This is a genomic window from Streptomyces sp. NPDC058335, assembly GCF_042723915.1.
Classification (GTDB): Bacteria; Actinomycetota; Actinomycetes; order Streptomycetales; family Streptomycetaceae; genus Streptomyces.
This window is the reverse complement of the sequence record NZ_JBHXHX010000012.1, coordinates 119,890-142,334: the sequence shown is the minus strand read 5'-3', so window position 1 is coordinate 142,334 and position 22,445 is coordinate 119,890. Positions and strand designations below refer to the sequence as shown.

Sequence of the window (22,445 nt, the reverse complement as noted above, 5' to 3'; positions counted from 1 at the left end):
CGACCAGACTTCCCGGCTCACCTTTGTTTAGCTTACCTAAAGTGAGCCCGGGGTGTTCCGGCGATACTGACGTTAGGCGCAAAAAGGGCACCCCGCGCACCTGGTGCGGGGTGCCCTCGGTGACGGGCCTCAGTCCTCGCTGGGCGCCGCGGGGAGCTTCGTCTGGATGAGGTCCATGACCGTCGAGTCGGTCAGCGTGGTGACGTCACCCAGCTGCCGGTTCTCCGCCACGTCCCGCAGCAGGCGACGCATGATCTTGCCGGAGCGGGTCTTCGGCAGCTCGGCCACCGGCAGGACCCGCTTCGGCTTGGCGATCGGGCCGAGCGCGGTGCCGACGTGGTTGCGCAGGTCGGCGACGAGGTTCTCGTCCTCGGCGTTCGCCGTGCCGCGCAGGATCACGAAGGCGACGATCGCCTGCCCGGTCGTCTCGTCGGCGGCACCCACCACGGCCGCCTCGGCGACGGACGGGTGCGACACCAGCGCCGACTCCACCTCGGTGGTGGAGATGTTGTGGCCCGACACGAGCATCACGTCGTCGACCCGGCCGAGCAGCCAGATGTCGCCGTCGTCGTCCTTCTTCGCGCCGTCACCGGCGAAGTACTTGCCCTCGAAGCGCGACCAGTACGTGTCGAGGAACCGCTGGTCGTCTCCCCAGATGGTGCGCAGCATCGACGGCCACGGCTCGGTCAGGACCAGGTAACCGCCACCGCCGTCGGGCACTTCGTTCGCCTCGTCGTCGACGACGGTGGCGGAGATGCCGGGCAGCGGCGTCTGCGCGGAGCCGGGTTTGGCCGCGGTGACACCCGGCAGCGGCGAGATCATCATCGCGCCGGTCTCGGTCTGCCACCAGGTGTCGACGACGGGCGTGCGGTCCGCGCCGATGTGCTTGCGGTACCAGATCCAGGCCTCGGGGTTGATCGGCTCCCCGACGGACCCCAGGACCCGGAGGCTGGAGAGGTCGAACTTCGCGGGGATGTCGTCGCCCCACTTCATGAACGTACGGATCGCGGTCGGCGCCGTGTACAGGATCGTCACCCCGTACTTCTGCACGATCTCCCAGAACCGGCCCTGGTGCGGGGTGTCGGGCGTGCCCTCGTACATGACCTGCGTCGCGCCGTTCGCCAGCGGTCCGTACACGATGTACGAGTGGCCGGTGACCCAGCCGACGTCGGCGGTGCACCAGTACACGTCGGTTTCGGGCTTGAGGTCGAACACGGCGTGGTGGGTGTACGCGGTCTGGGTGAGATAGCCGCCGGAGGTGTGCAGGATGCCCTTCGGCTTACCCGTCGTACCGGAGGTGTAGAGGATGAACAGCGGGTGCTCGGCCTCGAACGCCTCGGGTGTGTGCTCGGCCGACTGCCGCTCGACGATCTCGTGCCACCACACGTCACGGCTGTCGTCCCAGACGACGTCCTGGCCGGTCCGCCGGACCACGAGGACGTGCTCGACGCTGTCCACGCGCGCGACCGCGTCGTCGACGGCCGGCTTCAGCGCGGACGGCTTGCCGCGCCGGTACCCGCCGTCCGAGGTGATGACCACCTTGGCGTCGGCGTCCTGGATGCGGGTGGCGAGCGCGTCCGCCGAGAAGCCGCCGAAGACCACGGAGTGCGCGGCACCGATCCGGGCACACGCCAGCATCGCGACGGCCGTCTCGGGGATCATCGGCATGTAGACGGCGACCCGGTCGCCCTTGCGCACGCCCAGCTCCAGCAGGGCGTTGGCCGCCTTGGAGACCTCGTCCTTGAGCTCGGCGTAGGTGATGGCACGGCTGTCGCCCGGCTCGCCCTCGAAGTGGATCGCCACCCGGTCGCCGTTCCCGGCCTCCACATGCCGGTCCACGCAGTTGTACGCGACATTGAGCTCGCCGTCCTTGAACCACTTGGCGAACGGCGGGTTCGACCAGTCCAGCGTCTCCGTCGGCTCCTTGGCCCAGGTCAGCCGACGGGCCTGCTCGGCCCAGAAGCCGAGCCTGTCAGCCTTGGCCTGCTCGTACGCCTCCGCCGTGACGTTGGCGTTGGCGGCCAGGTCGGCGGGCGGCTCGAACCTGCGCTCTTCTTTGAGCAGGTTGGAAAGGGAGGAATTCTCGCTCATCCGACCCTCTCCTCCCTCAGCAGGTTGGCCAGGCTTTCGTTGCTCACGACATCTCCCTTTCCAAGGGTGTCCGTTGTGTCCCGGGCCACAGCTCATCAGACCGGGAGGCCGGTGACAAGGGCCGACAATAAATTGGTTTAGACCTGTCGGGCCGTGCCGTGCGGCTTCCCTTCTGTCGCCCGGATTCATCCGTACCCACGGACCCCGGACGGGCGGAGTTCAGGTGGTGTAACGGCTTTCACACTCGGGGGAGGTGTGGGCGAGGTGGCACGGGGAGGGGCGGCCGTGGTCCGGGCACGTGCCGAGGAGCGGGCGGGCCTGCTGCGAAGGGGGGCCGGGCCGACCTCCTGTGCCGGACAGCCGGCCCGCCCCGACCCCTCAGACGCTCAGATCCGCCACTCCCACGTGGTCGAACACCTCGCTCTCGCCCTCGCTCTCGCCCTGCCCCGCCTCGCTGAGCAGGTACGCCTGGGCCTCGCCCACGTGGAAGTACATCCCGTGCAGCTCGAGCTCCCCGGCCCGCAGCGCCCGCGCCACCGAGTCGTAGGCCCGCAGATGGTCCAACTGTTCGACCACGTTGGTCAGGCAGAGCTGCTCGACCGGGTCGGCGGCCGCCCGCCCGGCCAGCCGCGCCCGGGGCCGCCCGGTGTCGGCCATCCGCTCCAGGCTCGGCCGCCCGTGCCGAAGCCACCGCTTCAACGGCGTCTGCACACCACCAGGTGCTGCGTCGAACAGCGCCTGCATGGCCCCGCACCCGGAGTGTCCGCAGACCGTGATGGACCGCACCTTCAGTACGTCCACCCCGTACTCGATCGCGGCCGCGACCGAGTCGTCCCCGCTCTCCTCGCCGGGCGGTGGCACGAGGTTGCCCACATTGCGCACCACGAACAGGTCGCCTGGACCACTCGAGGTGATCATCGACGTGACCAGCCGTGAGTCGGCGCAGGTGAGGAACAGCTGGGACGGTTGCTGCCCCTCCCGTGCCAGCCGCGCCAGCTCGCCCCGGACCAGCGGCGCGGTGTTGCGCTGGAACGCGCTGATCCCACGGACCAGTTGACGCGCACTGGGCCCGGAGCCGGTGGCACCGACGGACTCGATGGGCTCGTCGGAACCGGTCGAGTCGGTCGGATCCGTCTGCTCGGTCGACTCGGTGAGCGCCGCGGGTGCGGCGGACCTGGCGGGCCCGCTCGCGGCGGCAGACTCGGCGGTCTCCGCGGGGAGGTCGCCGGTACGTTCGCCTGGTTCCCCGCCGGACGGCTCATCCGGCAGCCTTTCCTGGTACTCCGCGGCGCGACCGTCGGGCAGCGGCGTCGGCGGCGGGCCATCGCACTGATGGTTGCGCCAGGGTGTCCAGGGTCGGCAGCGGCAGCCGGCGAGAGGGCTGTCCGCCATGCCGACGACGGAGACGACGGCTTGGACGGGGGAGGTAACAGGCTCGACGCCCTCGGAGTGGGAGCCGGGACCGGTATCTGTGTCGGGACCGGTGTTGGTGTCGGTTCCTGCGCCGGAGCGGCGGCCGGTCAGTTCGACGGAGCCGCCCCGCGCGGTGTGCGTTCTCTGCCAGTCCTGCAATGTCTCGTACGCCGCATGGTCCATGAAGGAACCGTCCAACTCCACGAGGACGGACGAGCCTTGTGGCACGTGATGCAGGGCGCGGCTGAGGCGTGGAACCGCCAGGAAAGTCAACTGCCCTCGTACGTGTACGTGATGGACTCCTTCCTTCTCGTCGTGGGTGATGCGGGTGCGGGCGAGGCGGCGCATGGATACGGCGACGGCCACGGCGATCCCCAGAGCGACGCCCTCCAGGACACCGAGGAAGACCACGCCGAGGGTGGTGATGGCGTACACCGGCACCTCTCGGTGGCGGGTCACCGTGCGAATGTGGTGCAGGGACACCATCTGGATACCGACGGCCATGACCAGAGCTGCGAGCGAGGCGAGCGGGATCAGCTCCAGGGCCGGGACCATCAACAGCGCGGCGACTACTACGAGAACGCCGTGCAGCATGGTGGAGTTCCGGCTGACGGCACCGGCTTGCACGTTCGCGGCGCTGCGCACCGCCACTCCCGCGACGGGCAGCCCGCCCAGTGCGCCGGAGACCATATTGGCGGCGCCCTGTCCGAGCAGCTCGCGGTCGAGGTCGGAGCGGCCGACCTGGGCCGGCACGCTGGGACGGGTGGCGATCAGCTTGTCCACGGCGACCGCGCCGAGCAGCGACTGCACGCTGCATACCAGCGTGGTGGTGAGGACTGCGGCGACGAGGCCGAGCACCGGTCCCTCGGGCAGCCCGGCCAGGGCATGGCTGCTCCAGGACGGCAGTTCCACTCTGGGCTGGGTCAGCCCGGCGAACACGGCGGTCGCGGTGGCCCCGGTCACGGCGACGAGGGCGGCGGGCACCTTGCGCAACAGGCGGCCCATACGGCCGGGCAGGCGCGGCCAGAGCAGCAGCAGGGCCAGGGTGAGGGCGCTGACCGCCACCGCGGCGGGGTGCAGATCGGCCAACTGGGCGGGCAGGGAGCGGAGGTTGTCGGGGACGGAGCTTTGTGGGCTGCCGCCGAGGACGATGTGCATCTGGGCGACGGCGATGGTGACGCCGATGCCCGCGAGCATGCCGTGCACGATGGCGGGGCTGACGGCGAGCGCACTGCGGGCCACGCGCAGGCAGCCGAGGCCGAGTTGGACGAGTCCGGCCAGGACGGTGATGGCGCAGGTCGTCCGCCAGCCGTAGCGCTGGATGAGGTCGGCGGTGACGACGGTCAGGCCGGCGGCGGGCCCGCTGACCTGGAGGGGCGATCCGCCGAGCCGTCCGGCGACCAGCCCGCCCACGGCGGCGGCGACGAGGCCCGCCTGGAGGGGTGCGCCGGTGGCGAGGGCGATGCCCAGCGACAGGGGCAGTGCGATGAGGAAGACCGCGATCGAGGCGGATACGTCGGCGCCCGCGACACGGAAGCGGCGGTGCGGGGCGCGCGGGGGGCTGTGGGGCGGGTGGACGCGCTTGGTGTGCGGCGAGTCCGGCGTACGAGTGGGGACGCAGGCTGACATGTTTCCCGTCTCCTCCGGGGCTGCGCGGTCGCATTTTGCGGCCGTGGGTCACGGGCGTACAGCGGCGGGATGGATCAACTCTCAGTAAACGAATCGTAATGCAGAGTAAAGGCTAAGCATGGATGTTTCGGGCAAATGGGTCAATCGGTCACCCCAATGAGTGAACTGGCCATTTTGTCGGCTTGTCGTATTAATTCCTTTTCGGGCCCCGTGCGACGTTGGCGGCGCCGTTGTTGGCCCGGAGAAGGAAGAAGGTGGGCGGAAAATGGCCGCCACCCAGAGGATCGTCGCAGGTGCCGTGATCGCCGCGGCGGTCGCCGCATCGCTCGCCGGCTGCGCTACGGGAACCGGTGGTTCCCACGGTTCTGAAGGAGGGGCGTCGGGGCCTCAGAAGGCGAAGCCGGCGGCCCCCGCCCCCAAGGGCGCCGTCCGCCTCATCGGCGACGGCTCCACCGCGTTCACCGGCGCCCAGCCCCATCTGCCCAGGCCTGAACGCCTGAAGCCGGGGCAGAAGCCGCCGCAGTTCGTCGTCTTCTCGTGGGACGGCGCGGGCGAGGACAGTCAGCGGCTGTTCTCCCACTTCCGCAAGGTGGCCAAGGAGAACAACGCCACCATGACCTACTTTCTCAGCGGCGTGTACCTGCTGCCGGAGCACAAACGCGACCTCTACAAGCCGCCCCAGCACTCGCCGGGCCGCTCCGACATCGGTTTCAACGACGAGCAGGGCATCGCCGACACCGTGAAGCAGTTGCGCCTGGCGTGGTTGGAGGGCAACGAGGTCGGCACCCACTTCAACGGCCACTTCTGCGGCAAGGACGGTGGCGTCGGCGAGTGGTCGGTCGAGGAGTGGAAGGAGGAGATCGCCCAGGCCAAGCAGTTCGTGAAGACCTGGAAGACCAACACCGGCATGGAGAAGGCGGCCCCGCTGCCCTTCGACTACGACAAGGAACTCATCGGCGCCCGCACCCCCTGCCTGGAGGGCCAGGAGAACTTCCGCAAAGCCGGCCGGGAACTGGGCTTCCGCTACGACACCAGCGGCGTCAACAACCAGGTCTGGCCCGGCAAGAAGGAGGGCCTGTGGGATCTGTCCATGCAGCTGGTGCCCTTCCCCGGCCACTCCTTCGAGCAGCTCACCATGGACTACAACTTCATGGTCAACCAGTCCGGCACCGCCACCCAGGGCGACCCCGCCAAGCACGAGTACTGGGGCGACCAGATGCGTGACGGCCTGCTCAGGGGCTTCCAGCGGGCCTACGACGGCAACCGCGCGCCGCTGATCATCGGCAACCACTTCGAGTCCTGGAACGGCGGCACGTACATGCGTGCCATCGAGGAGGTCGTGGAGAACGTGTGCACCAAGGAAGAGGTGCGCTGCGTCTCCTTCCGGCAGCTCGCGGACTGGCTGGACGCCCAGGACCCGCAGACCCTGGCCAAGCTGCGCGGCCTGGGAGTCGGCGAGGCCCCGAAGCAGGGCTGGGCGTCCTACCTCTCCGGCAGCCCCGCCCCGGCCCCGAAGGGCGTACCCGGGGCGCCGGCGGTCAGGCGGTAGCGGTCGGTCGTAGCCGGCGGGTGTCGCGCGGGCAGGCCCGCGCGACCGTCACACCGAGGCGGTCACGCTCTCGCCGAGGACGAAGCCGGGGTCGACCTGCGCGGCCAGGTCGGCCCCCGTGCGCTCGTTCCCCCACGACTGGGCGTTCTTCAGGTGGAAGTGCACCATCTGACGCGTGTAACGCTCGCGGTCGCGCCGCTCGTACGCCGAGTCGGCGGCCGCCCGGAGCAGCTCCAGGGCGCGGCTGTTGGTGTCCTCCAGGGAGTCGAACCGGGGCGGTCGGCCCTTCTCCATGGCGCGCACCCAGTCCGAGTGCCCGACCGTCACGAGCAGGTCGTCCCCGATCTCGGCGCGGAGGAAGTCGAGGTCGTCCTGGCCCTGCACCTTGTTGCCGACGACCTTCAGCTCGACGCCGTAGTCACGGGCGTACTCCTTGTACTGGCGGTAGACGGAGACCCCCTTCCGGGTCGGCTCGGCGACGAGGAACGTGATGTCGAAGCGGGTGAACATGCCGGAGGCGAAGGAGTCCGAGCCCGCCGTCATGTCGACCACCACATACTCATCGCGGCCGTCCACCAGGTGGTTCAGGCACAGCTCCACCGCTCCGGTCTTGGAGTGGTAGCAGGCGACCCCCAGGTCGGCGTCCGTGAAGGGGCCCGTGACCATCAAACGGACGGCGCCGCCGTCGAGTTCCACCGGCCGGGCGCACGCGTCGTACACCGGGTTGTCCTCCGACACCCGCAGCAGCCGCGAGCCCTCGCCGGGCGGTGTCGTCTTGATCATCGTCTCGGCGGAGGCGATGCGGGGGTTGGTGCCGCGCAGATAGTCCTTGATCAGAGGCAGTCGGTCGCCCATCGCGGGCAGTGCCGCGGCCTCGGCCTCGTCGAGTCCGAGCGCGGCGCCCAGGTGCTGGTTGATGTCCGCGTCGATCGCGATCACCGGCACGCCGGTGGCCGCGAGATGGCGGACGAACAGGGAGGACAGGGTGGTCTTGCCGCTGCCGCCCTTCCCAACGAAAGCAGTTTTCATGTTCAGCAAGCGTAGTGCGACGAAAGTGCTGCTTGGCACACGCGCGTGAAGAAGACCACTCCTTCGTGGGGTCCGCGGCTCCGTTGCGTAATGTCGTACTCATGAGTACGACAGGCGCTACCGCCGATCCGCTCGCAGCCCTGGGATCGCTGCCCGGGGTGGCCGACTCCGTCGAAACCGTGCGCAAGGCGGTGGACCGGGTCTACGGGCACCGCATCATGCGACGCCGCAGCACCGCGATCACCTCTGAGGCGGCCCTGCGCGGCTCCCGTGGCTCGGCGGCGCTGTCCGGGGCGGACTGGGCCCTGGAGGAGGTGCGCCGACGCAGCGACTTCGGTGCCGACGACGAGGCGCGCGTAGTCGGTGCGGCCCTGCGGCTGACCGCCGAGGCGGGCCAGTTGCTGTCCATCTGGCGGCAGTCGCCCCTGCGCGTGCTGGCGCGGCTGCACCTGGTGGCCGCCGCGACCGACGGCGACGAGGTGGGCCGGCCGCGGCAGGCGGGAGAGGCCGTCGACGAGCCGCTGCTCGCTCTGCCGCTGCCGAGCGCGGTCGAGGTCTCCGGCCGGCTGGAGGGGCTGTCCGAGCTGATCGTCACGGGCAGTTCCGCGCCCGCCCTGGTCACGGCCGCCGTCGTCCACGGCGAGCTTCTCGCCCTGCGTCCCTTCGTCTCGCACAACGGCCTGGTGGCGCGTGCCGCGCAGCGCATCGTCCTCATCGGCAGCGGCCTCGACCCCAAGTCGGTCTGCCCCGCCGAGGTGGGCCACGCGGAACTGGGCCGGGCGGCCTACCTCGCGGCTCTCGACGGCTATGCCTCCGGCACCCCGGAGGGCATGGCGGCCTGGATCGCCCACTGCGGCAGGGCGGTCGAACTGGGGGCCCGCGAGTCGACAGCGGTGTGCGAGGCGCTCCAGCGCGGGGCGGCGTAACGGAAGAAGGCTCCCCGAAGGGAGCCTGAACAGGGTTGCGGCGGTACGAGTTCTCGTACCGCCGCTGGCATGCTCACCGGGTTACCAAGCGTCCTCGAGATATGCCCATCAGGTCGGGAACTTCGCCCGTCACCTGGTGCGGCTGGCCCGTAATCGACGGGTCGACGTCGCGTGGGTGCTCGGTGCTCATGCTTCGGTCCGTGGGGCCAAATGCGGTATTCAGGTAATCCTCTCGGATGTCCTTGGTCTCGCGGGCCGTTGAATCCTTTGTACTCCAGGACCCGGGCAAGCGGAAGTGCTGGCGCCGGTTCTTTACTTTTACTCTCAAACAGGTGGCAAACGGACGCAGCTGGGGTGTGAGTCCGGCTCAGGCGGTCGCCGCCGCCCGCCGTCGGCTGGCGTACCAGACGAGGCCCGCCGTGGCCGCCGCGGCTCCCACCGCCGCCATGGCGACGAGCGCCGGACGGGGCGGGACGGAGAACCCCGGAATCCGCTGCTTGAGCCGCACCGGGCGGTGGAAGTCCAGAATCGTCCACCCGCGCGCGACGGCCTCGCGACGCAGCGCGCGGTCCGGGTTCACGGCGTGCGGATGGCCGACCGCCTCCAGCATCGGCAGATCGGTCGCCGAGTCACTGTAGGCGTAGCAGCGCGAGAGGTCGTACCCCTCGGACTCGGCCAGTTCCCTGACCGCCTCGGCCTTGGTCGGGCCGTACGCGTAGTACTCCACCTCCCCGGTGAAGCAGCCGTCCTCGCCCACGACCATCCGGGTGGCCACCACGCGGTCCGCGCCGAGCAGTTCGCCGATCGGCTCCACCACCTCCGCGCCCGACGTGGACACGATCACGACGTCGCGGCCGGCGGTGTGGTGCTCCTCGATCAGGGAGGCCGCCTCGTCGTAGATGAGTGGGTCGATCAGGTCGTGAAGGGTCTCGGCGACGATCTCCTTCACCTGTTGGACGTTCCAGCCGCGGACCATCGCGGAGAGGTACTCGCGCGTCCGCTCCATCTGGTCGTGGTCCATACCGCCGACGAGGAAGACGAACTGGGCATACGCGGTACGCAGGGCCGCCCGGCGGTTGATCAGCCCGCCTTGGTAGAAGGACTTGCTGAAGGTGAGCGTGCTCGACTTCGCAATGACCGTCTTGTCCAGGTCAAAGAAGGCCGCTGTGCGGGGCAAGGAGTGGTTTTCCACACCCTTGAGCATAGGGGCAGCTCATTCGGCGTAAGGTCGGCGTGTGGGTTTGCCTGACAAGGCTCTCGGGTACACCATGGAAGTCACGGATCGTTCGCGACCGTGCTAACCCGGTCCGACTCCTCCCCCCCCGAGTCGGCCGTGGAAGACGACCCCCGCTCTCCCCCCCGGCGGGGGTCGTCGCATGTCCGGATGGGTTCTCCCCTCTTTCTTCGCGGCTGTAGTGCCGTACCGAGGCGACTGAGGTCGCCTCTTCGGCATGCCCGCGGGCAGTCACGGGGTGTAGCCGTCGGACTGCTCTGCGGGCTTCGTACACAGGACGGACAACGCTCACCGGTATGGGTGACGGCGATATTCACAACTCCCCACTCGTCCACAGTTATCCACCAAGATCCACACGATTTCCGGGTTCGCTGCACCGTGATTCCCACACGTTCGCTCGTGCCGCGTTCGGGACCGGTTCCGTTTGCCGGCCGCCCGAGCCGGTTTCCGTCGGACGTGCATATGGAGGCCGGGCGCCGGTTCTTCACACGTAAGGGAATCGCGGGGCCGCAGAGGACTGCGTGCCACGCGGCGAAGGGGGATGGAAACCGTGACCGGAGCCGTCACATACGACCCGCCGCCCGCCGCCGGAGGGCGGCAGGGCAGGCCACTGATCGTCACCGAGGACGCGGCACTCCTCGACGACCTGTTGCGGCTGTGCGCCGCCGCCGGCGCCACACCCGAGGTGCACCACTCGGTGCCCGAGCAGCGCGGCGGCTGGGAGTCCGCGCCGCTCGTCCTGGTCGGCGACGATGCGGCACGCCGCGTGCGCGGTGCCGCCCGCCGCCGCGGGGTGGTCCTCGTCGGGCGTGACCAGGACGACTCGGGGGTCTGGCGCAGGGCCGTCGAGATCGGCGCCGACCATGTCCTGGTGCTGCCCGACGGCGAGCAGTGGCTCGTCGACCGGATCGCCGACGTCGCCGAGGGCGTCGGGCGGCCCGCCCTCACCGTCGGAGTCGTCGGCGGGCGCGGCGGAGCCGGAGCGTCCACGCTCGCGTGCGCCCTCGCCGTCACCTCCGCGCGTGAGGGACAGCGCACCCTCCTCGTGGACGCGGATCCCCTGGGCGGCGGACTCGACGTACTCCTCGGCGGCGAGACGGTCGAAGGCCTGCGCTGGCCCGCGTTCGCCGCCTCACGCGGACGCGTCGGTGGCGGCGCACTGGAGGAGTCGCTGCCCGAACTGCATCAGCTGCGGGTGCTCAGCTGGGACCGTGGCGACTGCGTCGCCATCCCGCCGCAGGCCGTACGGGCGGTGCTCGCCGCGGCCCGGCGCCGCGGGGGCACCGTGGTCGTCGACCTTCCGCGCCGCATCGACGACGGGATCGCCGAGGTCCTCGCCCAACTCGACGTCGGGCTCCTCGTGGTCCCCGCCGAACTGCGCGCCGTCGCCGCGGCCGGACGAGTGGCCTCCGCCGTCGGCATGGTCCTGCGCGATCTGAGGGTGGCGGTACGCGGTCCGTACGCCCCCGGGCTCGACGACCGTGAGGTGGCCCGCCTGCTCGGACTGCCCCTGGTCGGCGAGGTGCCTGTCGAGTCAGGCCTGCTGCGTCCGGACGGCGGCAAGGCACCGCCCGGCGCGTCCGCGCGCGGACCACTCGCCCGCTTCTGCAAGGAGTTCTGGGAGCGGTCCCTGACCGAGGCAGGCACCGCATGAGCACCGTGCCCCCGCTCGACCGGCCGCGAGGATCCGGCGCACTTCTCGACGGCGTACGGCATTGGCTCGCCGAGAGCGGAGCCGAACCGACACCGGCGCGCGTGGCACAGGCGCTGCGCGAACAGGGACGGGTCCTCGGGGACGCGGAAGTTCTCGGAGCGGCCGAACAGTTGCGCTCCGAGCTGGTCGGCAGCGGCCCGCTGGAGCCACTGCTCGCCGACCCGTCGGTGACCGACGTACTGGTGTCGGCCCCCGACCGGGTCTGGGTGGACCGGGGCGGCGGCCTGGAGCTGACCACCGTCTCCTTCCCGGACACGGCAGCCGTACGGCGCCTCGCTCAGCGTCTGGCCGCGGTGGCCGGCCGGCGCCTGGACGACGCCCGGCCCTGGGCCGACGCCCGGCTGCCCGACGGGACCAGGCTGCACGCTGTGCTGCCCCCGGTGGCCGTCGGCTGCACCTGCCTGTCGCTGCGCGTGGTACGGCCGCGGGCGTTCACCCTCGACGAACTCGTGGCCGCGGGCACGGTGCCGCCGGGCGGGGACAGGGTGCTGCGCGAGCTGCTGCGGGCCCGCCTGTCGTTCCTGGTCAGCGGAGGCACCGGCAGCGGTAAGACCACGCTGCTCAGCGCACTTCTCGGGCTGGTCGGGCCGGGGGAGCGGATCGTGCTGGCGGAGGACTCGGCGGAACTGCGGCCGGACCATCCACACGTCGTCCGGCTGGAGACCCGGCCCGCCAACCAGGAGGGCGCCGGCCTGGTCACGCTCGAGGACCTCGTGCGGCAGGCGCTGAGGATGCGGCCGGACCGGCTGGTCGTGGGCGAGGTGCGCGGGCCCGAGGTCGTCCACCTGCTGGCCGCGCTCAATACCGGCCACGAAGGCGGGTGCGGGACTGTCCACGCCAACGCCGCGGCCGACGTCCCGGCCCGGCTGGAAGCGCTCGGCACGGCGGCCGGGCTCGACCGGGCGGCTCTGCACAGCCAGTTGGCGGCCGCGCTGTCCGTCGTGCTGCACCTCGTGCGCGACCCGGCCGGGCGGCGGCGGATCGCCGAGGTGCACGTGCTGGAGCGGGACCCTTCGGGGCTGGTGCGGACCGTGCCGGCGCTGCGGTGGCAGGCGGACGCGTTCGCGTACGAGCGCGGCTGGGAGCGGCTGAGGGAGCTGCTGCGAAGTGGGAGGAGCGAGTCATGGGCGTGACCGGCGTGATGGGTGAGGTGCCGATGGACGCTGCCGTTGCCTGTGCCGGGGTGGCGGTCCTGCTGTGGGGAGGACCGTACTCAGCGGCCCGGCGGGCGCAGTTGCTGCTGGCCGGGGGAGGAGTGGTCGGCAGTGGGCCACCGTCCTGGCAGGACCTGGCACGCGAGCTGCGGCGCGCGCGTGGACGGTGGCGGCCCGAATGGTGGTCACCGGTCGTCGGACTGGTCGTGGGCGTGCTGGGCGGCTCGGTCCTGCCGGTCGCCGCGGGGGCGGCCGGAGTACCCCTGCTGCGCCGGATGCGGCGGGCCCGCTCGGCGCGGCGGGCGGGCGAGCGCCGGGCTGACGCGGTGATCGCGCTGTGCGCGGCGCTCGCTGGGGAGGTGCGTTCGGGGAGGCAACCCGGCGAGGCGTTGCAGTGCGCCGCACGCGACTCGGGAGGGCTGGGCGAGGCCCAGGCGGCCGTGCTGGCGGCCGCCCGGTTCGGCGGGGACGTACCCGGTGCGCTGGCGGGCGCGGCACGACAGCCGGGGACCGGTGGCCTGTTGGGGCTCGCGGCGTGCTGGCGGGTGGCCGTGGACCAGGGCGCGGGACTCGCGGCCGGACTCGACCGCCTCCAAGGAGCGCTGCGCGCCGAGCGGGATCAACGCGCCGACCTACGGGCGCAGTTGGCGGGAGCGCGCTCCACGGCGGTGATGCTCGCCGGCCTGCCGGTCCTGGGACTCCTCCTGGGCACTGCACTCGGCGCGGACCCGCTGCACGTCCTGCTGCACACCGGAGCCGGCCTGGGCTGCCTGCTCGTCGGCGGATTGCTCGAGGGGCTGGGGATGTGGTGGGCGCTGCGCATCGTGCGAGGCGCGGAGGGGGCGTGAGGGGTGGGTTGGTCCGGTGAGACGGGCGCGGAACGGGTGAGGGAGAGGGAGAGGAAGGCGGGATGAGTGCGGAGGTTGTCCACAGGCTGGGGGTGGCCATGGGGATCCTGGTGGTCCTGGGGTGGGCGGTGCGGTGGCTGGACACGGTGCGGCGTCGGCGGCGCGCGAGGCAGCGGCTCGCCGAAGTGCTGGCCCGGCCGGTGAGGACGGAGATCTCGCGGCCGCGGGTGCGGGAGGTCCTGCGGCGGTGGCTGCCCGAGGTGGCGGTGGTGTGCGCCGGGTGGACGGTGGGCGGTGGCGTTGTCGGTCTCGGCCTGGGGCTGGCCGGGGCGGCGGTGCTGTGGTGGTGGCGTCGCAGGCAGCAGACGACGGACTCGATGAGTGAGGCCGACGCGCGGGCCGCGGCCCGGCAGCTTCCGCTCGCGGCCGACCTGCTGGCCGCGTGCATCGCGGCGGGCGCGGGGCCGGTGATCGCGGCGCAGGCCGTGGGCGAGGCGCTGGACGGTCCCGTCGGAAGAGCCTTGGCGCGGGGCGCCGCCGAGGTCCGGCTGGGTGGCGAACCCTCGGACGCCTGGCGGACGTTGGCCTCGGCGCCGGGGGCGGACGCCCTGGCCCGCTTGTTGGAGCGGGCCGACGTGTCCGGTCTCCCGGCGGCGGTACCGGTGGCCCGGATCGCGGCCGACGCCCGCGCCGACTGGGCCCGCGCCGGCACAGCTCGGGCCAGACGGGCGGCCGTCCTGGTCGCCGCACCGGTGGGGCTGTGCTTTCTGCCCGCCTTCATCGCGGTCGGCATCGTGCCCGTCGTGATCGGCCTGGCGGGCAGGGCGCTGGGAGGGGGTGGACCGTGAGGGGTGTCTGACGGGCAGTCGGGGCCGGGGCGGTCAGCACGGTGTCAGCGCGCAGGTCCAGCAGTGCCAGCAGTTCCCACCATTCCGACAGCTAGAGCAGTTCAAGCAGGTTCGAGCACATTCAAGCAAGCAGTTCGGCTGGTCGGCAGGACCGGTACGGGCGATGGGATCGAGACTCACGGGGGTCGGCATGAGCAAGGCGGTACGAGCGAGGCTGCGTTTCCTGGTGTGCCGGGTGCGTGTGCGTGCGGCGCGGAGGGAAGCGGGGATGGTGACGTCCGAGTACGCGATGGGAATCGTCGCGGCGGTGGCGTTCGCCGTTGCCCTCTACCAGGTCGTGACGAGCGGGGCGGTCGCGGCGGAGTTGCAGGGCATCGTGAAGCGGGCGCTCAGTGCGGGGACGTGAGCGGGGCCGGGCGCGAGGCGCGGACCGGGGGTTCGTGACTGCGGAGGCGGCCGTGGTGCTGCCGGTGCTGGTGGCGTTCGCGATGGCACTGGTGTGGGGGTTGCTGGTCATGACCGTCCAGATCCAGTGCGTGGACGCGGCCAGGGCCGGCGCCAGGGCCGCTGCCCGGCAGGACCCGTCCGACGCGGTCGTGGAGGTGGCGCGGGCAACGGCACCGCGTGGGGCGCGGGTGACGGTCACCAGGGAGGGCGACCAGGTCCGGGTGGTCGTCGTGGCGAAGCCGCCGATGCTGAGAGGGCTGCCGTTCGAAGTGCGCGAAGAGGGCGTGGCGGCGGCGGAGGACGGTGGCAGCGGGGGCACGGCTGGATGGGGGACGGGGTCATGAGGGGGTGGGGGCGTGAGGGAGGTACGGCGCGTCTACGGGCGAGCCGGGGAGCTGCTGTGCTCCGCCACTGGAGAGGCGGTCTCGTGGGCCCCAGCCGGTGCCAGGCCGACCGAGGGTCCGCGACCGTCTGGACCCTCGCTGTGATCGCCGTGCTGTGTGTGGTCTTCGGCGCCGTGCTCGCCCTCGGGCAGGCCGTCCTGGCCCGGCACCGTGCCGCCGGCGGTGCTGACCTCGCGGCACTCGCTGCCGCGGACCACTGGACGGACGGCACCGAGGCGGCCTGCGCCCGCGCGGACCGGCTGGCTCGGGCACAGGGCACACGCCTGGTGCGGTGCGTGGTCGTGGGGGAGGTGTCGGACGTTACGGCGGCGGCGGGCCGGGGGCCGTTCACGGTGGAGGTGAGGGCGAGGGCGGGGCCTGCGGGGCCGGTGGCTCCGATGGTGTCGGACGCACCGGTGGTGGTGCCGGAGGCGGGAGACTGACCGGGGCCGCATCTCCGTCAAGCGGGCTCCGGGCCGGTGGCGCCGACGACTCGCCCGCCTCCGGCGGATCAGCGGGGCAGCCCCTTCCGCCCGCGGTGGTCTCCGTCGCCGATCACCTCACCAGGCTCCCCGGTGTCGCCCTCCGGCCCCGGCCCCCTGCAAGGCTCCCCGGTGTCACCCTCCAGGCCCGGCCCCCCGGCAAGGCTCACCCCTCCGACCCACCCGCCACGTCCCTCAGACCCCTCAGCGCACCCCTCCAGCCCTCCGGGGACCTCCCCGCCCCCAGCCTCCTCCCGCACCCCCGCAGCCCCCTCCCACGCGCTCCAGCCGCCGTTCAGCCCTCTACTCCCCCCGCTCCCCCGACTCCCCTTCGTCCACCGCCCCGAGCCCCGCCAGCATGGCGTCGGCCTCCTCCGGCACTCCCCGCAGCAGCTCGGTCAGGAGTCTGATCGCGCCTCTCTTGTGCAAGGGGTCGTTGCCGTTGCCGCACTTGGGGGACTGAATGCAGGACGGGCAGCCGGCCTCGCACTCGCAGGAGGCGATGGCCTGGCGGGTGGCGGTCAGCCAGGAGCCGGCCGTGTGGAAGGCGCGTTCCGCGAAGCCCGCGCCGCCGGGATGGCCGTCGTAGACGAAGACCGTGGGGAGGAGGGTGTCGGGGTGCAGGGGGATCGAGACGCCGCCGATGTCCCAGCGGTCGCAGGTCGCGAAGAGGGGCAGCATGCCGATGGACGCGTGCTCGGCGGCGTGCAGGGCTCCGCCGAGGATCTCGGGGTTGATGCGGGCGGCGTCCAGTTGGTCCTCGGTGACCGTCCACCACACGGCACGGGTGCGCAGCGTACGAGGGGGGAGGTCGAGTTTCGACTCGCCCAGTACTTCACCGGTGATGACACGCCGACGCAGGAAGGAGACCACTTGGTTGGTGACTTCGACGGAGCCGTAGCACAACCGGCCGTCGCCCCAGGGGATTTCGACGTCCGTGTCCAGGACGGAGACCGCCGTCGTGTCGCGGGCGACCGTCGAATACGGCGGGTTGGCCTCCTCGACCAGGGCGACCGAGTCCTCGAGGTCCAGCGACCGCACCAGGTAGGTGCGGCCCTGGTGCAGATGGACCGCTCCCTCGTGGACGGTCGAGTGGGCGGCGCCCTCGTCGACCGTGCCGAGCAGGCGGCCCGTGCCGGACTCGACGATCTGGACCGGCCGACCGCCCCCGCCGCGGATGTCGGTGAGGTCTGCGGCACGCTCTCGGCGGGTCCAGTGCCAGGCCTTCGTACGGCGGCGCAGCAGCTTCGCGGCCTCCAGCTGGGGCAGCAGGGCCTCGGTCTCGGGGCCGAACAGCGCCAGGTCGTCCTCGGTGAGCGGGAGTTCGGCGGCGGCCGCGCACAGGTGCGGGGCGAGGACGTAGGGGTTGTCCGGGTCGAGGACGGTCGATTCCACCGGGCGGTCGAACAGGGCCTCCGGGTGGTGGACGAGGAAGGTGTCCAGCGGGTCGTCGCGGGCCACCAGCACGGCCAGCGCGCCCTGGCCTGACCGGCCCGCCCGTCCCGCCTGCTGCCACAGGGAGGCGCGGGTGCCCGGGTATCCGGCGATGAGGACGGCGTCCAGGCCGGAGACGTCGATGCCGAGTTCGAGGGCGGTCGTGGCGGCCAGGCCGAGGAGTTCACCCGAGTGCAGGGCCTGTTCGAGGGCGCGGCGCTCCTCGGGGAGGTAGCCGCCGCGGTAGGCCGCGACACGCCGGGCCAGCGAGCGGTCGACCTCGGCGAGGCGCTCCTGGGCGATGAGCGAGATCAGCTCGGCTCCGCGCCGGGATCGGACGAAGGCGACCGTGCGGACGCCCTGGACGGCGAGGTCGGTGAGCAGGTCGGCGGTCTCGGCGGTCGCGGTGCGGCGGACGGGGGCGCCCTTTTCGCCCTGCATCTCGGTGAGCGGGGGCTCCCAGAGGGCGAACACCAGTTCACCGCGCGGTGAGGCGTCGTCGGCCACCTCGACCACCGGGAGGCCGGTGAGGCGGCCGGCGGCCACCGAGGGCTCGGCGGAGGTCGCGGAGGCCAGCAGGAAGACGGGGGAGGCGCCGTAACGGGCGCACAGGCGGCGCAGGCGACGCAGCACCTGGGCCACGTGGGAGCCGAACACGCCCCGGTAGGTGTGGCACTCGTCGATGACGACGTATTTCAGGGATTTCAGGAAGGAGGACCAGCGCGGGTGGGACGGGAGGATGCCGCGGTGCAGCATGTCGGGGTTGGTGAGGACGTAGTTGGCGTACTGGCGGATCCACTCGCGTTCCTCGACCGGGGTGTCGCCGTCGTACACGGCCGGGCGCACCGCGGTGCCCAGCGGTTGTGAAAGTTCCTTCACGGATCGGCACTGGTCCGCCGCCAGGGCCTTGGTGGGCGCGAGGTAGAGCGCGGTGGCGCCGCGGCCGTTCGGGGCCTGCGAGCCGTCCAGGAGGGCCGACAGCACCGGCACGAGGTACGCCAGGGACTTCCCGGAGGCGGTGCCGGTCGCGACGACCACCGACTCGCCGTCCAGAGCGTGCTCGGCGGCGGCGGCCTGGTGCGCCCAGGGGTGCTCGATACCGCAGGCCTGGACGGCCGCGATGACCTCCGAACGAATCCGGTCAGGCCAGACGGCATGGCGGCCCGCGCGCGGGGGCACATGCTCCGTATGAGTGATGCGCGACGCCCGGCTCGGTCCCGGGGCGAGCCGGTCCAGGATCTGGCCCGGCGACAGGCGGGACGCGGGTTGTGCGGAGGGTCGATCGGATCGGTGATTCTTGGCCATCGGCACCGAGTGTGTCACTGGCGTGACGGACAATGGAGCCAAGGCGTCGTGCACGCCTGCCGGTAAGTGATTGAATGCCATCGCGGCTGGCGTACCGTCCCGGGGGCTCCTGCCCAGGAGTTCCGAGGGACGACCGCTCGATAGCAAGGTGCTGGAGGATCCGTGGACCTGTCCCTGTCGACCCGTACCGTCGGCGATCGTACGGTCGTCGAGGTCGGTGGCGAAATCGACGTATATACCGCGCCCAAGTTGCGCGAGCAGCTGGTCGAGCTGGTGAACGACGGCAATTTTCACCTTGTCGTCGATATGGAGGGCGTGGATTTCCTCGACTCCACCGGGCTCGGCGTGCTGGTCGGTGGCTTGAAGCGGGTGCGTGCCCATGAGGGCTCGCTGCGCCTGGTCTGCAACCAGGAGCGCATTCTGAAGATCTTCCGCATCACCGGTCTGACCAAGGTGTTCCCGATTCACACCTCGGTCGACGAAGCGGTCGCGGCCACCGACTGACCACTCCGTCCGGGCCCTCGTGGCCCGGACGGCCCAGTTGAACTCCGGGGTACCGGGCTCTCGGCAGCCCGGCCCCCCGACAGCACGCCCGTAGTTCCGAGGGGGATGCATGGCCACCGTTGAGCTCCGCTTCAGCGCGCTGCCCGAGCACGTCAGGACCGCCCGACTGGTGGCGGCGGCGGTGGCGCGCAGGTCCGGAGTGGACGAGGCCGTTCTCGACGAGGTCAGGCTCGCCGTCGGCGAGGCCTGCACTCGTGCCGTCGGACTCCATCAGAGCGGTGGCATCACCGCCCCGGTGAAGGTGTCGCTCATCGAGGAGGAGAAGCAGTTCTCCATCGAGGTGGGGGACGAGGCCCCGCGGATCGCGCCCGGTGACCGGGTGCAGGGTTCCGGCGACATCGACGTGGACGCCGAGGAGGACGAGATGGGCCTCGCGGTCATCAGCGGCCTCGTCGACGACGTGGAGGTCACCGCCGGCGAACACGGCGGGCTGATTCGTATGACGTGGCCGACCGCACCGCCGGCCACGGCGCTCGGCTGACCCCGGCGCGCCACCCGTCCGGCCCGGCCGGACAGACATGTACCGAAGGGCCCCACTCCGGTGGGGCCCTTCGGCATGTGCGCAGGTGCGACGGCGCGCTTACAGTGGTCCCAGGAAGTGAATCTTGGTGAAGTGAATCTTGCCGTGCGGGGAAGTGAATCTTGCCGCGAATTTCGTGAATTCGTTCACGAACGACAATGCCTTGAAGGCATTACTGTGGCGGATTTGCGTGCGAAGGCGAATTCCGTTTACCGCACACTGTTTTGATCAGGTTCCGGTACCTACAATCCGTCCACATCTTGAGCTCAGCCCAAGCGTCAAGGAGGACGAATGGCGGGGCTTTCTACCCCTCATCGGTTGGACCACTCCACAACCTTCGCGGCCGCGGTGTTGACCGACGGCAACCGACTCCTCGTGGTGGTCATCGGGGTTGTCGCACTGGCCGCACTCGTGGTCGCGGGCGTGCTGCTGCGCCAGGTGCTCGCGGCGGGCGAGGGCACCGACAGCATGAAGAAGATCGCGGCGGCGATCCAGGAGGGCGCCAACGCCTATCTGACCCGGCAGTTGCGCACCCTCGGCGTATTCGCCGTCCTGGTGTTCTTCCTGCTCATGCTGCTGCCCGCGGACGACTGGAATCAACGCGCCGGTCGATCGATCTTCTTCCTGGTCGGTGCGGCCTTCTCGGCGGTCACCGGTTATATCGGCATGTGGCTCGCCGTGCGCAGCAATGTGCGTGTCGCCGCGGCGGCCCGGGAAGCGACTCCGGCGGAAGGCGAACCGGAAAAGGATCTCACCGCCGTTTCGCACAAGGCGATGAAGATCGCATTTCGCACGGGCGGCGTGGTCGGCATGTTCACGGTGGGGCTCGGTCTGCTCGGCGCCTCCTGCGTGGTGCTGGTGTACGCGGCCGACGCGCCGAAGGTCCTCGAGGGCTTCGGTCTCGGCGCGGCGCTCATCGCGATGTTCATGAGGGTCGGCGGCGGCATCTTCACCAAGGCCGCAGACGTGGGCGCCGACCTGGTCGGCAAGGTCGAAAAGGGTATCCCGGAGGACGATCCGCGCAATGCCGCGACCATCGCCGACAACGTGGGCGACAACGTCGGCGACTGCGCGGGCATGGCGGCCGACCTCTTCGAGTCGTACGCCGTCACGCTGGTCGCCGCGCTGATCCTCGGCAAGGTGGCCTTCGGCGACGCCGGACTCGCGTTCCCGCTTCTCGTGCCCGCGATCGGTGTGATCACGGCCATGATCGGCATCTTCGCGGTCGCGCCGCGCCGCTCCGACCGCAGTGGCATGTCCGCGATCAACCGCGGCTTCTTCATCTCCGCGGTGGTCTCGATCGTGCTGGTCGCCGTGGCCGTGTTCGTCTACCTCCCGGGGAAGTACGCCGACCTCGACGGCGTCACCGACGCGGCGATCCAGGGCAAGAACGGCGACCCGCGCATCCTCGCCCTCGTCGCGGTGGTGATCGGCATCCTCCTGGCCGCCGTCATCCAGCAGCTCACCGGCTACTTCACCGAGACCACGCGCCGCCCGGTGCGCGACATCGGCAAGACCTCGCTGACCGGCCCGGCCACCGTCGTCCTCGCCGGAATCTCCCTCGGCCTCGAATCGGCCGTCTACACCGCCCTGTTGATCGGCCTGGGCGTGTACGGGGCGTTCCTGCTCGGCGGTACGTCCATCATGCTGGCGCTGTTCGCGGTGGCCCTGGCCGGCACCGGCCTGCTCACCACGGTCGGCGTGATCGTCGCGATGGACACCTTCGGACCCGTCTCCGACAACGCGCAGGGCATCGCCGAGATGTCCGGCGACGTGCAGGGCGCGGGCGCGCAGGTGCTCACCGACCTGGACGCCGTCGGCAACACCACCAAGGCCATCACCAAGGGCATCGCCATCGCCACGGCCGTGCTGGCGGCGTCGGCGCTCTTCGGGTCGTACCGCGACGCCATCACCACCGGCGCGCGGGACGTCGGCGAGGAACTCTCCGGGGACGGCGCGCCGATGACCCTGATGATGGACATCTCGCAGCCCAACAACCTGGTCGGGCTGATCGCGGGCGCGGCGGTCGTCTTCCTCTTCTCGGGACTGGCGATCAACGCGGTGTCGCGGTCGGCGGGTTCCGTGGTCTACGAGGTGCGGCGGCAGTTCCGGGAGAGGCCCGGGATCATGAACTACAGCGAGACGCCGGAGTACGGCAAGGTCGTCGACATCTGCACCAGGGATGCTCTGCGGGAACTCGCCACGCCCGGACTGCTCGCGGTGCTGGCGCCGGTCTTCGTCGGGTTCACGCTCGGCGTCGGCGCGCTCGGCGCCTTCCTCGCGGGCGCGATCGGCGCGGGCACGCTGATGGCCGTGTTCCTCGCCAACTCCGGTGGCGCCTGGGACAACGCCAAGAAGCTCGTCGAGGACGGCCACCACGGCGGGAAGGGCAGCGAGGCCCACGCGGCGACCGTCATCGGCGACACCGTCGGCGACCCCTTCAAGGACACCGCGGGACCCGCGATCAACCCACTGCTGAAGGTCATGAACCTGGTGGCGCTGCTCATCGCGCCCGCGGTGATCAATTTCAGCTACGGCGACGACAAGAACCTCGGCGTACGGATCACGATCGCGGTCCTCGCGCTCGCGGTGATCGTCGGCGCGGTCTACGTCTCCAAGCGGCGTGGCATCGCCATGGGTGAGGAGGGCGACGCCGACGAGTCGGCCAAGTCGACGGATCCGGCGGTGGTTTCCTAGGGACCGGGTCGGACCCGCAGCTCAAAGGGCGGGCGGGCGACGCGTGTTGACGCGTCGGCCGCCCGCCTCGCTGCGTGTGCGCCATGGCCGTGAGCCTTCTCTCTCTTGGTTCAAACAGCCTCAAAGGCATATGAAACGGATATCCAGTCTGGGGTTGTCACCTGGTCGGCGTGTATGT

17 protein-coding genes are annotated in these 22,445 nt (G+C 71.1%); 12 read left to right on the top strand and 5 right to left on the bottom strand.

Going from position 1 to position 22,445, the window contains the following annotated elements; genetic code table 11:
* Window positions 1–129: 129 nt before the first annotated feature.
* On the bottom strand, window positions 130–2,091 hold the full coding sequence (acs, locus tag ACFWJX_RS24130) for an acetate--CoA ligase (protein WP_383246729.1): 1,962 nt from the start codon (window positions 2,089–2,091) through the stop codon (window positions 130–132).
* A 378-nt stretch (window positions 2,092–2,469) separates the two neighbouring features.
* The gene (locus tag ACFWJX_RS24125; protein ID WP_383246727.1) at window positions 2,470–5,133 is read right to left on the bottom strand and encodes a SulP family inorganic anion transporter; all 2,664 of its coding nucleotides are present in this window, start codon (window positions 5,131–5,133) and stop codon (window positions 2,470–2,472) included.
* 265 nt (window positions 5,134–5,398) lie between these two features.
* On the opposite strand from ACFWJX_RS24125, the gene ACFWJX_RS24120 reads away from it, so the two are divergent.
* Window positions 5,399–6,682: a hypothetical protein gene (locus ACFWJX_RS24120; protein ID WP_383246724.1), complete on the top strand. Its 1,284-nt coding sequence runs from the start codon at window positions 5,399–5,401 to the stop codon at window positions 6,680–6,682.
* A gap of 48 nt (window positions 6,683–6,730) precedes the next feature.
* On the opposite strand, the gene ACFWJX_RS24115 is transcribed toward ACFWJX_RS24120, so the two are convergent.
* Window positions 6,731–7,711 carry an ATP-binding protein gene (locus ACFWJX_RS24115; RefSeq protein WP_383246721.1) on the bottom strand — a complete coding sequence of 327 codons (981 nt, stop codon included), beginning with the start codon at window positions 7,709–7,711 and terminating at the stop codon, window positions 6,731–6,733.
* Window positions 7,712–7,812: 101 nt separating this feature from the next.
* Between ACFWJX_RS24115 and ACFWJX_RS24110 the strand changes: the two genes are divergently transcribed.
* Window positions 7,813–8,637, top strand: a complete 825-nt coding sequence (locus ACFWJX_RS24110) for an oxidoreductase (protein WP_383246719.1) — start codon at window positions 7,813–7,815, stop codon at window positions 8,635–8,637.
* A 367-nt stretch (window positions 8,638–9,004) separates the two neighbouring features.
* Here ACFWJX_RS24110 and ACFWJX_RS24105 read toward each other — a convergent pair whose 3' ends face one another.
* On the bottom strand, window positions 9,005–9,841 hold the full coding sequence (locus tag ACFWJX_RS24105) for an HAD family hydrolase (protein WP_383246716.1): 837 nt from the start codon (window positions 9,839–9,841) through the stop codon (window positions 9,005–9,007).
* 571 nt (window positions 9,842–10,412) lie between these two features.
* Here ACFWJX_RS24105 and ssd point away from each other — a divergent pair.
* From ssd to ACFWJX_RS24070, 7 genes are all read left to right on the top strand, one after another.
* Window positions 10,413–11,525, top strand: coding sequence for a septum site-determining protein Ssd (gene ssd, locus ACFWJX_RS24100; protein ID WP_383246714.1), 1,113 nt, complete (start codon window positions 10,413–10,415; stop codon window positions 11,523–11,525).
* A complete protein-coding gene (locus ACFWJX_RS24095) occupies window positions 11,522–12,718 on the top strand; it encodes a TadA family conjugal transfer-associated ATPase (RefSeq protein ID WP_383246711.1) in 1,197 nt (398 codons plus the stop codon). The genes ssd and ACFWJX_RS24095 overlap by 4 nt, the downstream gene beginning before the upstream one ends.
* The gene (locus tag ACFWJX_RS24090) at window positions 12,709–13,587 is read left to right on the top strand and encodes a type II secretion system F family protein (RefSeq protein WP_383246708.1); all 879 of its coding nucleotides are present in this window, start codon (window positions 12,709–12,711) and stop codon (window positions 13,585–13,587) included. Before ACFWJX_RS24095 ends, ACFWJX_RS24090 begins: the two co-directional genes overlap by 10 nt.
* A 62-nt stretch (window positions 13,588–13,649) precedes the next feature.
* Window positions 13,650–14,435 (top strand): type II secretion system F family protein, encoded by a 786-nt coding sequence (locus ACFWJX_RS24085; protein WP_383246705.1) that lies wholly within the window; start codon window positions 13,650–13,652, stop codon window positions 14,433–14,435.
* A 190-nt stretch (window positions 14,436–14,625) separates the two neighbouring features.
* A complete protein-coding gene (locus ACFWJX_RS24080; protein WP_383247101.1) occupies window positions 14,626–14,841 on the top strand; it encodes a DUF4244 domain-containing protein in 216 nt (71 codons plus the stop codon).
* Window positions 14,842–14,875: 34 nt separating this feature from the next.
* The gene (locus ACFWJX_RS24075) at window positions 14,876–15,226 is read left to right on the top strand and encodes a TadE family type IV pilus minor pilin (RefSeq protein WP_383246702.1); all 351 of its coding nucleotides are present in this window, start codon (window positions 14,876–14,878) and stop codon (window positions 15,224–15,226) included.
* 83 nt (window positions 15,227–15,309) lie between these two features.
* A complete protein-coding gene (locus ACFWJX_RS24070; protein WP_383246699.1) occupies window positions 15,310–15,708 on the top strand; it encodes an Rv3654c family TadE-like protein in 399 nt (132 codons plus the stop codon).
* A 342-nt stretch (window positions 15,709–16,050) separates the two neighbouring features.
* Here ACFWJX_RS24070 and ACFWJX_RS24065 read toward each other — a convergent pair whose 3' ends face one another.
* Window positions 16,051–18,567, bottom strand: a complete 2,517-nt coding sequence (locus tag ACFWJX_RS24065; protein WP_383246697.1) for a DEAD/DEAH box helicase — start codon at window positions 18,565–18,567, stop codon at window positions 16,051–16,053.
* 81 nt (window positions 18,568–18,648) lie between these two features.
* Here ACFWJX_RS24065 and bldG point away from each other — a divergent pair, with 81 nt between their 5' ends.
* The 3 genes from bldG (at window position 18,649) to ACFWJX_RS24050 (ending at window position 22,267) form a co-directional block, all read left to right on the top strand.
* Window positions 18,649–18,990, top strand: coding sequence for an anti-sigma factor antagonist BldG (bldG, locus tag ACFWJX_RS24060; RefSeq protein WP_009189842.1), 342 nt, complete (start codon window positions 18,649–18,651; stop codon window positions 18,988–18,990).
* Window positions 18,991–19,099: 109 nt separating this feature from the next.
* Complete coding sequence (locus tag ACFWJX_RS24055; RefSeq protein ID WP_383246692.1) at window positions 19,100–19,531, top strand: ATP-binding protein; 432 nt, start codon at window positions 19,100–19,102, stop codon at window positions 19,529–19,531.
* A gap of 330 nt (window positions 19,532–19,861) precedes the next feature.
* Complete coding sequence (locus tag ACFWJX_RS24050) at window positions 19,862–22,267, top strand: sodium-translocating pyrophosphatase (protein WP_383246689.1); 2,406 nt, start codon at window positions 19,862–19,864, stop codon at window positions 22,265–22,267.
* Window positions 22,268–22,445: the final 178 nt, after the last annotated feature.